This is a genomic window from Micromonospora sp. ATCC 39149, from assembly GCF_000158815.1.
Lineage (GTDB): Bacteria > Actinomycetota > Actinomycetes > Mycobacteriales > Micromonosporaceae > Micromonospora.
Map to the genome: position 1 here is coordinate 6,574,220 of NZ_GG657738.1, position 12,677 is coordinate 6,586,896.

The 12,677-nt window shown below is 72.3% G+C and carries 14 protein-coding genes; 9 read left to right on the forward strand and 5 right to left on the reverse strand.

Annotation, left to right across the window (positions count from 1 at the left end):
- The first annotated feature begins 120 nt into the window (after window positions 1–120).
- From MCAG_RS28350 to MCAG_RS28375, 6 genes are all read left to right on the forward strand, one after another.
- Entirely contained in the window at window positions 121–630 is a 510-nt protein-coding gene (locus MCAG_RS28350; RefSeq protein WP_007076378.1) for a winged helix-turn-helix domain-containing protein, read from the forward strand.
- A 332-nt stretch (window positions 631–962) separates the two neighbouring features.
- The gene (locus MCAG_RS28355) at window positions 963–1,565 is read left to right on the forward strand and encodes a winged helix-turn-helix domain-containing protein (RefSeq protein WP_007076379.1); all 603 of its coding nucleotides are present in this window, start codon (window positions 963–965) and stop codon (window positions 1,563–1,565) included.
- Window positions 1,566–1,664: 99 nt separating this feature from the next.
- Window positions 1,665–2,318 carry a uridine kinase gene (locus MCAG_RS28360; protein WP_036375644.1) on the forward strand — a complete coding sequence of 218 codons (654 nt, stop codon included), beginning with the start codon at window positions 1,665–1,667 and terminating at the stop codon, window positions 2,316–2,318.
- Between the two features lie 118 nt (window positions 2,319–2,436).
- Window positions 2,437–2,835 (forward strand): TraR/DksA C4-type zinc finger protein, encoded by a 399-nt coding sequence (locus MCAG_RS28365; protein WP_007076381.1) that lies wholly within the window; start codon window positions 2,437–2,439, stop codon window positions 2,833–2,835.
- Window positions 2,836–2,884: 49 nt separating this feature from the next.
- Window positions 2,885–3,760: a DUF72 domain-containing protein gene (locus MCAG_RS28370; RefSeq protein ID WP_036375646.1), complete on the forward strand. Its 876-nt coding sequence runs from the start codon at window positions 2,885–2,887 to the stop codon at window positions 3,758–3,760.
- A gap of 96 nt (window positions 3,761–3,856) precedes the next feature.
- Complete coding sequence (locus MCAG_RS28375) at window positions 3,857–4,534, forward strand: hypothetical protein (protein ID WP_007076383.1); 678 nt, start codon at window positions 3,857–3,859, stop codon at window positions 4,532–4,534.
- A gap of 216 nt (window positions 4,535–4,750) precedes the next feature.
- On the opposite strand, the gene MCAG_RS28380 is transcribed toward MCAG_RS28375, so the two are convergent.
- From MCAG_RS28380 to MCAG_RS28395, 4 genes are read right to left on the reverse strand one after another with little or no spacing between them, the layout of a single operon-like run.
- The gene (locus MCAG_RS28380; protein WP_007076384.1) at window positions 4,751–5,461 is read right to left on the reverse strand and encodes an ABC transporter permease subunit; all 711 of its coding nucleotides are present in this window, start codon (window positions 5,459–5,461) and stop codon (window positions 4,751–4,753) included.
- 5 nt (window positions 5,462–5,466) lie between these two features.
- Window positions 5,467–6,426, reverse strand: coding sequence for an ABC transporter ATP-binding protein (locus MCAG_RS28385; protein ID WP_007076385.1), 960 nt, complete (start codon window positions 6,424–6,426; stop codon window positions 5,467–5,469).
- A complete protein-coding gene (locus tag MCAG_RS28390; protein WP_007076386.1) occupies window positions 6,423–7,304 on the reverse strand; it encodes an ABC transporter permease subunit in 882 nt (293 codons plus the stop codon). Before MCAG_RS28390 ends, MCAG_RS28385 begins: the two co-directional genes overlap by 4 nt.
- Complete coding sequence (locus tag MCAG_RS28395) at window positions 7,297–8,211, reverse strand: ABC transporter ATP-binding protein (RefSeq protein ID WP_007076387.1); 915 nt, start codon at window positions 8,209–8,211, stop codon at window positions 7,297–7,299. Before MCAG_RS28395 ends, MCAG_RS28390 begins: the two co-directional genes overlap by 8 nt.
- 450 nt (window positions 8,212–8,661) lie before the next feature.
- Here MCAG_RS28395 and MCAG_RS28400 point away from each other — a divergent pair, with 450 nt between their 5' ends.
- On the forward strand, window positions 8,662–9,090 hold the full coding sequence (locus tag MCAG_RS28400; RefSeq protein ID WP_007076388.1) for a DUF2267 domain-containing protein: 429 nt from the start codon (window positions 8,662–8,664) through the stop codon (window positions 9,088–9,090).
- Here the strand turns inward: MCAG_RS28400 and MCAG_RS28405 are convergent.
- Entirely contained in the window at window positions 9,075–10,448 is a 1,374-nt protein-coding gene (locus MCAG_RS28405) for an MFS transporter (protein ID WP_007076389.1), read from the reverse strand. The genes MCAG_RS28400 and MCAG_RS28405 overlap by 16 nt on opposite strands.
- 257 nt (window positions 10,449–10,705) lie before the next feature.
- Between MCAG_RS28405 and MCAG_RS28410 the strand changes: the two genes are divergently transcribed.
- Both MCAG_RS28410 and MCAG_RS28415 read left to right on the forward strand, forming a co-directional pair.
- The gene (locus MCAG_RS28410; RefSeq protein ID WP_232290317.1) at window positions 10,706–12,202 is read left to right on the forward strand and encodes an endo-1,4-beta-xylanase; all 1,497 of its coding nucleotides are present in this window, start codon (window positions 10,706–10,708) and stop codon (window positions 12,200–12,202) included.
- Between the two features lie 152 nt (window positions 12,203–12,354).
- Complete coding sequence (locus MCAG_RS28415; RefSeq protein WP_007076391.1) at window positions 12,355–12,660, forward strand: hypothetical protein; 306 nt, start codon at window positions 12,355–12,357, stop codon at window positions 12,658–12,660.
- Window positions 12,661–12,677 lie beyond the last annotated feature (17 nt).

Here is a 12,677-nt window from a genome sequence, read left to right on the forward strand (position 1 = left end):
CGCCGGCGGGCCGGGCGGCCCGGGTCAGCAAGCCGGGACACTCCCGGCCCGCTCCGACGCTGACCGAACGACGAGCTCGCGCCCGGGCAGCTGACACCTCGCCTCGCCCGCCTCGCCGAGTTGCTCGGTGAGCTGGCCGAGTCGGGGGAAGGGGCGCTGCTGACCGGTTCCGCGGAGCAGTCGGGCCGGACGGCGGCGGAGCCCTGGCCCCCGTCGGCGCGCCGGCCCCACCCGGTCGAGTTCCGCCCGGCGGAGGCCGATCCGGCGGGGCCGCGCCCGACCGTGCCCCGGGTCTTCGCCGCCGCCCCGCCGCCGCCTGAGGACCCCGACGAGGTGCGCATCCTGGCCGCCTCCCGGGTGGTGCGGCGGGGGGCACGGGTGATCTCGCTGACCCGCATCGAGTTCGACCTGCTGCACTTCCTGGCCGCGAATCCCCGCCGGGTCTTCACCCGCCCTCAGCTGCTCAGCAACGTCTGGGGCTACGAGCACGCCGTCGCCCGCACCGTCGACGTGCACGTGCGCCGGCTGCGCGCGAAGCTCGGCAACACGATCCCGATGGTCACCACCGTCTACGGTGTCGGCTATCGGCTCGCCGACGAGGCCCGGGTCAGCGTGGACCCGCACCGCTGAGGCGGCCCGCCTTGTCGGCGGCGACGCGGCGCACCCCACTTCTGGGGTGCGCCGCGTCCGCTCGTCGGACGTCCGTGCCGCCTGGCCGGTCGCCTCGCGGCCCTACCGCATCGGGCCGGCCGCGCAGGTACCCCCCCGTATCCCACGATCATGGTGACTCTGCTGTAATCATCAGACCTCGTACGCAGAGCGAGCATCCGGCTCCGATGTGTTCGTCAATTGTCACATTCATGCAACGTAGCCCCCCCTTGACCGTCACCGGGGCGCCGGGAAGCATCGATGCTGCGGCATCCCGGGCCGTGGGGAGATACCCGGACCAGCCAAGGAGGACCATGTCGGTCAGCCCCGCATCGCCGCGCGCCGGATGGCATACGTCTCAACCCGCGGTCCCCGGTCGGCCCCCCGGTGGCCAGCGCCGGCCCACCAACGCCACGCCCGTGCTCACCGTGACGTTCAGCATTCCGCTGGTCGCCGAGGAGTCCCTGACCCCGGCGGCCCGCCGCCTGCTCGACGCGGCCCGGGAGATGCTGGAACGGGGCGAGGCGATCATCACCACCGGCCCCGCCCCCGAGCGCCGGCCCGATCAGGTGCCCGCCGGGCGCACGCCGCCCCGGCCCCTGGCCCCGACCATCCCGGCGCTGCACATCCTCGCGTCGTCCCGGTCGGTGCTGCGCGACGGCGAGCCGCTGCCCCTGACCCGGCTGGAGTTCGACCTCCTGCTGCACCTGGTCGCCCATCCGCGGCGGGTGTTCACGCGGCTGCAATTGCTCAACGCGGTCTGGGGGTACGAGCACGCCGGGGTCCGCACCGTCGATGTGCACGTGCGCCGGCTGCGCGGCAAGGTCGGCGTGGACGTCCCGCTGGTCACCACCGTCTACGGCGGCGGTTACCGGCTCGCCGACGACGCCCGGGTGACCATCGACCGCAGCGGCTGACTGTTTTCGGCCGGGATCCACCAACCCGCCCGTCCGGCCGGAGTCCACCGCCCGCACCCGGCCGGCGTCGCGCCCGTTTTACCGTTTCTCGATGGTCGGATGCGCGTGCGACCGATTTCCCCCGAGCGACTCGTCACCGAGTTGACCGAGCGGCTCGTCGCCGCCGAACCTCCCGGCCGGCTCCGCGTCGCCGTGGACGGGGCCCCGGCGGCGGCCCCGGACGACCTGGCCGCCGCGCTGGTCGACCCGCTGCGCGCCCTCGGCCGCCCGGTGCTGCACGTGCGGGCCGGGGACTTCCTCCGCCCGGCCTCGTTGCGGCTGGAGTACGGCCGGACCAATCCCGACGCCTACTACGAGGGCTGGGTCGACGAGCCCGGGCTGCGCCGCGAGGTCCTCGACCCGGCCGGCCCCGGCGGCTCGGGCCGGATCCTGCCCTCCCTCTGGGACCCCCGCACCGACCGGGCCAGCCGGGCCGCCTACGTCACGCTGCCGCCCGACGGCGTCGTTCTGGTCAGCGGGGCGTTCCTGCTCGGCGGCGGACTCCCCGTCGACCTCACCGTGCACCTGGAACTCTCCCCGGACGCGTTGGCCCGGCGTACCGACCCCGCGCTGCGGTGGACCCTGCCGGCCTTCGCCCGGTACGCCGAGGAGGTCGCCCCGGCCGGCTTCGCCGACGTGGTGGTCCGCGTCGACGACCCCCGCCGTCCCGCGCTCGTGGAGCCCGAGCCGCAGCCTGATAATCCGGCGGTTTGAGCCCTCCGGTCCGTGGGTAATCGGTCGCCTCACAGAGCGCGGGTGATCTCCGCCCGCATACCGTACCGACCCCGCCGGGGACCGCCCCGGCGCACCAGGCGACGAAAGGCAGGCAGCGATGCTCGTCCACGACACGGTAGCCACCGGCCGATCGCAGGTGGACACCGACCAGATCCGGGCGTCCCTGCGGGCTCGCTACGACGAGCTCTCCGCCGAGTACGAGCAGGCGGTGCTGCAGAGCCAGGTGCTGCGGCTGGTGGAGGTCGGCGACACCGCCGGCGACGACCAGGCCGACAGCGGCACCAAGACCGCCGAGCGGGACACCGCGCAGTCGCTGCTGCGCACCATCCTCGACCGCCGGGCGCAGTTCGAGCACGCCCTGAGCCGGCTCGACGAGGGCACGTACGGCTTCTGCGAGGGCTGCACGGCTCCGATCCCGGTGGAGCGGCTGGAGATCTTCCCCTCCGCCACCGCCTGCGTCACCTGCAAGCAGAACCGGGAGCGCCGGGCCGCCTGAGCGGGCCGTTTCGGTTGCCGGTCGGGTGTGGACGCGGTGCACTCCACCCATGGGTGAGATCAAGGTGGGCACCGCGTCCTGGACCGACCGGACCTTGCTCGACTCCGGCTGGTACCCGCAGACGGCGGACACCCCGGAAAAGCGGCTGTCGTACTACGCGAAGCAGTTTCCCCTGGTCGAGGTCGACGCCACCTACTACTCGCCGCCGGCCGAACGCACGGCCCGGCTGTGGGTCGAGCGCACCCCGGCCGGGTTCACCTTCAACGTCAAGGCGTTCAGCCTGCTGACCGGGCATCCGACGCGGGTCTCCGCGCTCTACAGGGACCTGCGGCCGGACACCGACAAGCGCAACGTCTACCCCGACGACCTGCCCGCCCAGGCGTACGAGGAGGTGTGGACCCGGTTCCTGTCCGCCCTCGACCCGCTCGTCGAGGCGAACCGGCTGGGCGCGCTGCTGTTCCAGTTCCCGCCGTGGTTCACCATCAAACGGGACAACAAGCAGTACCTGCTGGAGGTGGCCCGTCGGTGCGCGCCCCTGCGGCCGGTGTACGAGTTCCGGCACGCCTCCTGGTTCGACGGGGCCAACCGCGACGAGACGCTCGGCTTCCTGCGCGAGCACGAGCTGGCGTACGTCTGCGTGGACATGCCGCAGGGCCACCGCTCCTCGGTGCCCCCGGTGCTGGAGGCCACCGCCGATCTGGCCGTGGTCCGCTTCCACGGCCACAGCGACAAGTGGACCAGCAAGGACATCCACGAGAAGTTCGGGTACGACTACTCCGACCGGGAACTGCGCGACTGGGCCCCGAAACTGCGCAAGCTCGCCGACGACGCGAGCGAGACCCACGTGCTCATGAACAACTGCTACCGCGACCACGCCCAGCGCAACGGCCAGCGCCTCCAGTCCCTTCTAGACCGGGGCAGTTGACGGTGGGCGGCGTCAGCTCGCCGCGGTGGGGTATCGACCAACGCCAGTAGAGAAAGCTAGGCTGCCAACAAGTTTCCCTCGGCCCAAGGAGATGCCGTGTCGCGCCGTACCGGCAAGCCCTCCTACCTGCTTCCGACGCCTGACACGCGCCGTCGCCGGGTAGCGCGTCTGGCCGTCGTCGTCGCGGCGGTCGGGCTCGCGGCCGCTTTCGTGGGAGGCGCCACCGGCTACACGGCTGGTCGACCGGACGGCGTTGAATCGGCTGTCGCGGACATGCGCAAGGCCGAGGCGCAGCGTGACGGCCAGCAGATTACCGAGCTGACGACAACGGCCCGGCGCCTTCGTGAGGAGATCTCTCCCATTCTCAGCGCCGTCCGGGCGGCCCCGGCAGACAGTCGGCAACCAGGCCCCGAACAGGCCCGCCAGTGGCGACAGACCTTGCTTCGGGCAGCGGAGCCGTTCGCCAATCCTCCGTCGGGCACTACCGCCACCAATGTGACGCGCGGGGGGCTGCGCAGCGCCGTCGAGCAGGCGTCCCTGGCTGTCGAGTCGTATCTCCTCGCTGTTACCGGGCCGCCCGCCCAACGGGCCGCTCTGACGGAACTGGCGAAACGACAGGCAGCCCAAGCGGCGGCCGCCTGGTCGGTCGCGGCCACCCAGCTCGATCAGGTCAACATTGACGCCGGTCATGGCCATCAGCATGTCTACCTGGACTCCGATTCGGGTGGCGGCGCCTTCACCCCCGACGGCGCGGCGGAGGGCTCTGGCGGGTGACTGTCGCCCGCGCTCTGTGAACTAGTCGGGCTCGACGCCGGCCTGACACAGGAGGGTGCGGATCCACTCGCGGGACAGGCGTGTGGCGGCGACGAGGTCGCGCATCCGAGTGCCGGCGCGGGCTTGCGCCACGATCGCTTCGGGCGGGTTCCCGCCGCGCCTGGCGCAGCGTGTCCTGGCTGGTGCGCACCTGAGCCTTGGCGGTGTCCACGGGGGTCAGCTCGTCTCGCCGGCCACGCTGAACGAGCGGAGCCGGTCGATCGCCAGTACGGTGAAGCCCACGCTGATCAGCGCGCTCATCACCGCCGCCACCGGCACCGAGACGTCGCCCAGCAGCAGCTCCGTGGGGGCGATCCGGTCGGCGAGGGTGATCACGTACTGCTGGATGGAGAGCACCCTGGTGCCGCTGACGACGTTGCCGAGCAGCCCCTCCCAGATCAGCACGTAGACCAGGCCGAGCAGCACCGGCCGGCGGGTGAGCAGGCTGAGCGCCAGGAACAGCGCCGAGTACGCCAGCGCGCCGACCGCCGACGCGGCGGCGAGCGCCAGGCCGAGACGTGCGGAGTCGGCCAGCAGGCCGGCGGCGTAGAGCGGCACGGCGACGGTGACCGCGGTGACGCCGGTGGCCACCGCCAGCTTGGGCAGCACGATCTGCCAGCGGGGCAGCGGCTTGGTCAGGATGTGCACGACCGTGCCGTCGTCGATCTCGGCGCCCAACACGCCGGTGCCGACGATCAGGGCGACGACCGGGAGCACCACGGCCAGGCCGAGACCGACCAGCACCGGTGGGGCCCATTCGTGCGGGGTGACCCCGAGCGACCGGGAGAGCACCGCCAGGACGATCAGCACCACCGGCAGCGGCAGCAGCAGGAGGAAGCGGCGACGCCCGAACAGCCCGCGCAGGGTGATCCAGGAAACGGTAGACATGGGGTTCAGGCCTCCACCAGATAGGAGAAGACGCTCTCCAGGGACTCGTCCTCGGGCACCAGTTGTCGCACCCGGATGCCCATTCGCAGAGCGATCTTCGGCAGCACGCGGGTGAACGCGCCGTAGTCGCCGGCGCGCACCGTCAACCCGGCGCGACCAAGCTCGACGCCCGTCACCGACGCCTCGGCCATCAGCGCCACGGCGAGCGCCCGGTCGTCGGTGGAGTGCACGGTGAACACGTGCGGCCGATTGGTCATCAGCCGGCGGATGGTGCGGAAGTCACCGGAGGCGGCCAGCCGGCCGGCGACCATGACCTGGACGGTGCCGGAGACCTGCTCAACCTCCTCCAGGATGTGCGAGCTGAACAGAATGGTGCGGCCGGCGTCGCCGAGGCGGTGCAGCAACTCCATCATGTGTAGCCGCTGACGCGGATCCATCCCGTTGAACGGCTCGTCGAGCAGCAGCACCTGTGGCTCGTGCACCAGCGCGGCGGCCACCCGGGCACGCTGCCGCATGCCCTTCGAATACGTGGCGATCCGGCGGTCCTGCGCGCCCTCCATCTCCACCTGGGCGATCGCCCGGCGGGCCGCCCCCGCCGGGTCCGGCAGCCGGTGGAGCTTCGCGCTGGCCAGCACGAACTCGTACGCGGTGAGGAAGGTGTGCACCGCCTCCCGCTCGCTGACCAGGCCGAGCCGGCGGTAGACCTCGGGGTTGCGCCAGGTGGGCCGGCCGTCCAGCGTCACCACCCCGCGCGACGGGGCCAGGAAGCCCGCCATCATGTGCAGCAGGGTCGTCTTGCCCGCGCCGTTCGGGCCGAGCAACCCGGTGACCCCGGGGCCGAGGCTCATGCTGACGTCGTTGACCGCCACCACGTTGCCGTACCAGCGGGAGACGCCCGCGAGATCGAGGGTGCTGGTGACGGCCGTGGGTGTCCCCACCGCCTGGTCGGCGCTGATCGTGGTCATCGCGCGGCCACCTTCCGGTATCGACGCAGCAACAGGGCGACGCAGCCGGCCACGAGCAGCACGGCGGCGACCGCGTAGACGGGACCGAAGCCGCCGATCGAGAAATCACTCTGGCCCTCGGGCACCAGCAGGTCACCCAGCGCCCAGGTGCCCACGCTGCCCACCAGCGTCGACGGCGAGGCGAGGAAGGCCAGCTCGTTGACCGTCCGGGAGGGCATGATCGACAGGGTGCCGACGATCGGCGTGGTCATCAGGAACACGGCCACGACCGCACCGGCCGCGAACGCCCGCTTGCCGGTGAGGGAGGCGACCAGCAGGCCGACCGAGGCGAAGACCGCCGCCCACAGCCCGGCGTAGAGCAGGCTCGGCAGCAGGTCGAGCAGCTCGTTCCAGACTCCGCGCATGCCGTCACCGCTGGTGAAGGCGGCGCCCAGGAACATCACGAACTGCGGCCCGCCGAGCAGCAGCCAGAGCGCGGTCGCCAGCGCCAGCAGCTTGGCCACCGGGTAGTCCGAGCGCGGCAGCGGCCGGGAGAAGTAGAGCGGCAGCACCCCGCTGCGCAGGTCACGGGAGACCAGTTCGGGTGCGACCACCGCGACGAAGAAGATGACCAGCCAGCTCATGTTGTCGGCGAACTGGGCGTACGTCATCACCGCCTCGCCGATCTGGGCGCGGACGGCGGTGAGGGCGGCGGCGACCGCCGTGACGATGCCGACCACCAGCCAGGGGAAGATCTTGGCCTTCGCGCTGCGCCCCAGCCCGAACGCAGTCCGCAGGCCGTGCAGGTAGAGCGCGCCGAAAACGGCCCGGCGGCCCAGCCGGGGCCCGGTGTAACGCTGGTAGCCGATGTCGTGGATGACGCCGGTCGGCTCAGGCATGGCTGGGCTCCCTCGTGGCGAAGAGTTCGGCCACCCGGTGCCGGCGCTGGTCCAGCCGGTGCAGCGGCAGGTCCAGCTCGGCGACCGCGCCGATGATCAGGTCGTAGGTGGCGTCGTCAACGAGCTCGACGAGCAGTAGCCGGCCGTCCCGGCGGACCGGCAGGCCGAGCGCGGCCAGCCGGGCGGCCAGCTCCTCCGTGCCCTCGCTGACCTCGACGGCGAGCACGTCGGTGGTGGAGGTCATGGCGGAGATGCGGTCGGCGCGCAGCAGCCGCCCGCCGTCGATGGCGACGAGGGTGTCGCAGATCCGTTCCACCTCGCCCAGCAAATGCGAACAGACCAGCACGGAGATGCCGAACTCGGTGCCGATGCGGTGCACCAGCGCCAGCATCGCGTCCCGGCCGGCCGGGTCGAGGCCGTTGGTCGGCTCGTCGAGCAGCAGCAGGTCGGGGTCGTGCACGAGGGCCTGGGCGAGCTTGACCCGCTGCTTCATGCCGGTGGAGTAGCCGCCGACCGGGCGGTAGCGCTCCTCGTAGAGCCCGACGTGCCGCAGCGCCTCGGAAGCCCGCTCCCGGGCGACCGTACGCGGCAGGCCGCTGACCCGGCCGAGGTGGGTGACCAGTTCCGCGGCGGAGAGGTCCGGTGGCAGGGCGTCGTGTTCGGGCATGTAGCCGACCCGGGCGCGGACCTGGGCGGAGTCGGTGGTGGGGTCGAGGCCGAGGACCCGGGCCCGGCCGCTGGTCGGAGCGAGGAGACCGAGCAGGATCTTGATCAGGGTCGACTTGCCGGCGCCGTTCGCGCCGACCAGCCCGATGATCCCCGGCTCGACCGCGACGGTCAGGTCGGCCAACGCCGTGACCCGACCTCCGTACGTCTTGGTCAGCGACTCGGTCGCGATGAGTGTCACGTCGTACAGCGTAGGGACCGGGGGCCATCCGTGAGCGACGGCCCGCCCCCTGCGGATCCCTGATCTTCCCGGCCGGGTGCCCCTAAGGTCCCGGGGTCGCGTCGCAGGGAAGTCACCCGGAGAGAGTGAGGCGGGGTAGCCCTCGACGGGCGCAGCATGGGCGTGTCCGTGTCCGTGGCCGTGTCCGTGGCCGGTCGGCGGGAGACGGGCGCGACAGCGCACACAGGTACGGAGGTGCGGAGCATGACGGTTCGGGACACGACGGTTCGACGGCGTGGCGGCGTGCTGCACGTGGTCGGGTCACCCGGTGGCCCGCGCCCCGGTCGGGCGTGGTCGGGCCGCAGGGGCCTCACCTCGCAGTGGCGGGGCCCGGCCGGGCCGCCGCGCCGCGAAGACGACCGACGGTGAAGGCCACCGACAACTGGACGACCGACCTACGGGGGTGGGCAGATGGCTGAGCAGTTGATCTCGGCGTTCGAGAGCTCGCTGGACAAGACCAACCTGATCCTGAAGGACATCGAGGCGGCGTACGGCTGGCCGAAGGAGCAGCGAAACCAGTCGTACGCGGCCCTGCGCACGGTGCTGCACCTGCTGCGTGACCGGATGCCGGTGCAGGAGAGCGCGGAGTTCGCCGCGCAGTTGCCGGTGCTGCTGCGGGGCATCTACTTCGACGGCTGGCAGCCGTCGAACGTGCCGATCAAGCTGAACCGCGACGACTTCCTCTACGAGGTCCGCCAGGGCTTCCCGTACGACGTGGAGGGCGGCCCGGAGCGTGTGGTCCAGGTGGTGCTGGACACCCTGCGCCGGCACGTCACCCAGGGGGAGTGGGAGGACGTCCGGTCCGTCATGCCCCGGGACCTGGGTCAGCTCATTCCCTGACGACCCGGGCGCCGGCCGGCCGACCCCGACAGCGGTCGGTCGGCCGCGTCGTGTCCGGGAGATGGTACCCGCGTCGGGCGGGCGGGTGCCTGGGCGTGGGTGCTGGGCCGGTGCGCGTCGGTGGTGATGCCGTGCAGCAACGCCACGGCGGCGAGCGGGAACACCGCGGTGACGGCGAACCCCGGCCCGAAGCCGACTCCCGCGACGGCCAGCCCGAACAGTGGCGGGGTCGCCGTGGCGGCCACGTTCTGCACCACGGTCTGGGTGCTGGTGGCCCGTGCCGCCCAGCTCGCGGGGGCGGCGTCCGCGACGGCCGCGTACGCGACGCCGTGCCAGCTCACCGTGGCGACGAGGGCGACCAGCAGCAGCGGGGCCGCCAACGACAGGTGCAGGGCCTCGGCGAGCGCCAGCGCGCCAAGAGCGGCGGCCGTGCCGGCGGCGATGATCCGCAGCGGCCGGAGCCGGTGGGCGGACCGGTCGGACCAGCGGCCGGCGAGCACCCGGGCTGCCGCCGCGACGAGCTGCGCCCCCGCGATCAACGGCCCGGCGGTCCGCGCCGGCCAGCCGCGTTCGGTGACGAGATAGTCCAGGGCGTACGCGCCGACGACGAACTGCGCCACGACCAGCAGGGCGCTCGCCCCGTGCACCCGCCACAGCGTCGGCGACCGGTATGGCGATTGCGTCCGCCGCGCACCGTAGCCGGTGCCGGTGCCGGTGCCGGTGCCGGCGTCGGGCGAGCCGGTGCCAGCGCCGGTGTCTGTGTCGGTGGCGGTTCTGGGCGAGCGGGTGTGGGCGGATCTCGGCGCGTCGACCAGCAGCAGGGCGGCCACGACCCCTGCCAGCGCGGAGACCGTGGCGGCGACCAGCAGCGCCAGCCCGGGGCCGCCGGAGTCGGCGAGCACCGGCAGGACCGCCGAGGCAGCCGCCACGCCCAGCGGCTGCGACGTCTGCCGGATGCCCATCGCCAGCCCGCGTTCGCCGGGCGCGAACCACCCGGTCACCACCCGGCCGCTGGCCGCGTACACGGCGGAGCCGGCGGCCCCGGCGAGGGCCAGCAGCACGAACAGGGCCGGCCCGTCGGTGAGGGCGGCACCGGCCAGGAACGCTGCCCCGCCGGTCAGGCCCAGCCCGATGACGAGGCGCTCGCCCCGCCGGTCGGCCACGACGCCCCAGCCGATGAGGGCGAGCACCATGCCGAGGCTGGGGCAGGCCACCAGCAGGCCCAACTCCCACAGTGGCAGGCCGGTGGCGCGGCGCAGCGCGGGCAGCAGGAACGGCAGCCCGTAGAGGTAGAGGGTGCCCGCGGTCTGCGCGGCGGTGCCGATGCCGAGCATGACCCACCGTCGGGAATCGGCCATCCTCCAACCCTAGCCATCGTCCCAATATAAAGGATTTCTGTCCCGATATTCGGGAAGGTGCGGCATGGCTGCCCGATCTTGCGATTGCGGCCCCGACGGATGGGTGCGGAACACCCAGGGCGGGACCGAAAGTGCAAGATCGCGGGTGCGGGTGCGGGTGCGGGTGCGGTGCCGGGCTGGGTGGGGAGTCGAGTGGTTGACGGTGGGGGGTGATGGTGCCAGGATGTCGGGAGCGCTCCCATCGTCTCGTCGTCGCCGTGCTGGCGACTCATACGAAGGACAGGGAACGCATGCGCATCCACCACCTCACCCGCCGGCACGCCCGGTCGGGCCTGCTGGCCGGCCTGCTCGCCGCCGCGAGCGTGCTCGCCGTGGGCGTCACCGTCGCCCAGCCCGGCACCGCCGAGGCCGCCGCCAGCTTGAAGAGCCTCGCCGACGCCAAGGGCCGCGACATCGGCTTCGCCCTGGACCCCAACCGGCTCTCCGAAGGCCCGTACAAGCAGATCGCCGACGCCGAGTTCAACCTCGTCGTCGCCGAGAACGCGATGAAGTGGGACGCCACCGAGCCGAACCCGAACCAGTTCACCTTCGGCCAGGGCGACGCGGTCGTCAACTACGCCGCGAGTGGTGGCAAGAAGGTGTACGGCCACACCCTGGTCTGGCACAACCAGATGCCCAACTGGACGGCGAACCTCTCCGGTCCGGACCTGCTCGCCGCGATGAAGAACCACATCGCCAAGGTGGCCGGCCACTTCAAGGGCAAGATCTTCGCCTGGGACGTGGTTAACGAGGCGTTCGCCGACGGCGGCTCCGGCGGACGCCGGGACAGCATCCTGCAGCAGCGGATCGGCAACAGCTGGATCGAGGAGGCGTTCCGCGCCGCCCGCGCCGCCGACCCGGGTGCGAAGCTGTGCATCAACGACTACAGCACCGACGGGATCAACGCCAAGAGCACCGCGATCTACAATTTGGTCAGGGACTTCAAGGCCCGGGGCGTGCCGATCGACTGCGTCGGCTTCCAGGCGCACCTGATCATCGGGCAGGTCCCCGGCGACATGCAGGCCAACCTCCAGCGCTTCGCCGACCTCGGCGTCGACGTGCGGGTCACCGAGCTGGACATCCGGATGTCCACCCCGGCGAACGCCACCAAGCTGGCCACGCAGGCCGCTGACTACAAGAAGGTCGTCAACATCTGCCTCGCGGTGGCCCGGTGCGGCGGCGTGACCGTCTGGGGCATCACCGACAAGTACTCCTGGATCCCGGGAGTCTTTCCCGGCGAGGGCGCCGCGCTGATCTGGGACGAGAACTACGCGCCGAAGCCCGCGTACCAGGCGGTGGCCGATGCCCTCGGCAGCGGCCCCACCCCTGTGCCGACCACCCCTGTGCCGACCACCCCTGTGCCGACCACCCCCGTGCCGACCACACCGACCCCCACCGGCAACTGCACGGTGACCTACGTGCCGAACTCCTGGGGCAACGGCTTCACCGCCGAGATCCGGATCCGCAACGACGGGCCCAACGCCATCAACTCCTGGAGCTTCGGCTTCTACTTCCCCGCCGGCCAGCAGGTCACCAACGCCTGGAACGCCACCGTCACCCAGTCGGGCACCCAGGTCAACGCCCGTAACATGAGCTACAACGGTGCGCTGTCCGTCGGCGGCACGGTGAGCTTCGGTTTCCAGGGCACCCACACGGGGTCCAACCCGTCGCCCACCAGCTTCACCTTCAACGGCAGCGTCTGCCGCAACGGCTGATCGCCCTCGTTCCGCCGGCACACCGGCAAACCCGGCGTGCCGGCGGGGCCCGCCGTCTACGGTGTGGTTAGGAGAGATCGTGCCGGGGTACCACCCGCCGCACGACGAGCCCCCGTCATGTGGCGGGGCGGCACTTGGCGAGGGAGCACCGAATGGCACTCAACGACGACGACATCCAGACGACCAGCGGCGGCGGCCTGGAGGGCCCGGCCGACGGCGGTGCCACCCCGGGTCAGCAGGACCGTGGCGCGGATGCTGGGGCCGAGGGTCCGGCCGACGGTGGGGCGACCCCCGGCCAGCAGGACGGTGGCGCCGACGGTGGGGCCGAGGGTCCGGCCGACGGTGGGGCGACCCCCGGGCAGCAGGACGGTGGCGCTGACGGTGGGGCCGAGGGTCCGGCCGACGGTGGTGCCACCCCGGGCCAGCGGGACGGTGGCGCCGACGGCAGTGCCGTCTGACGTCCCTGCGATGACGA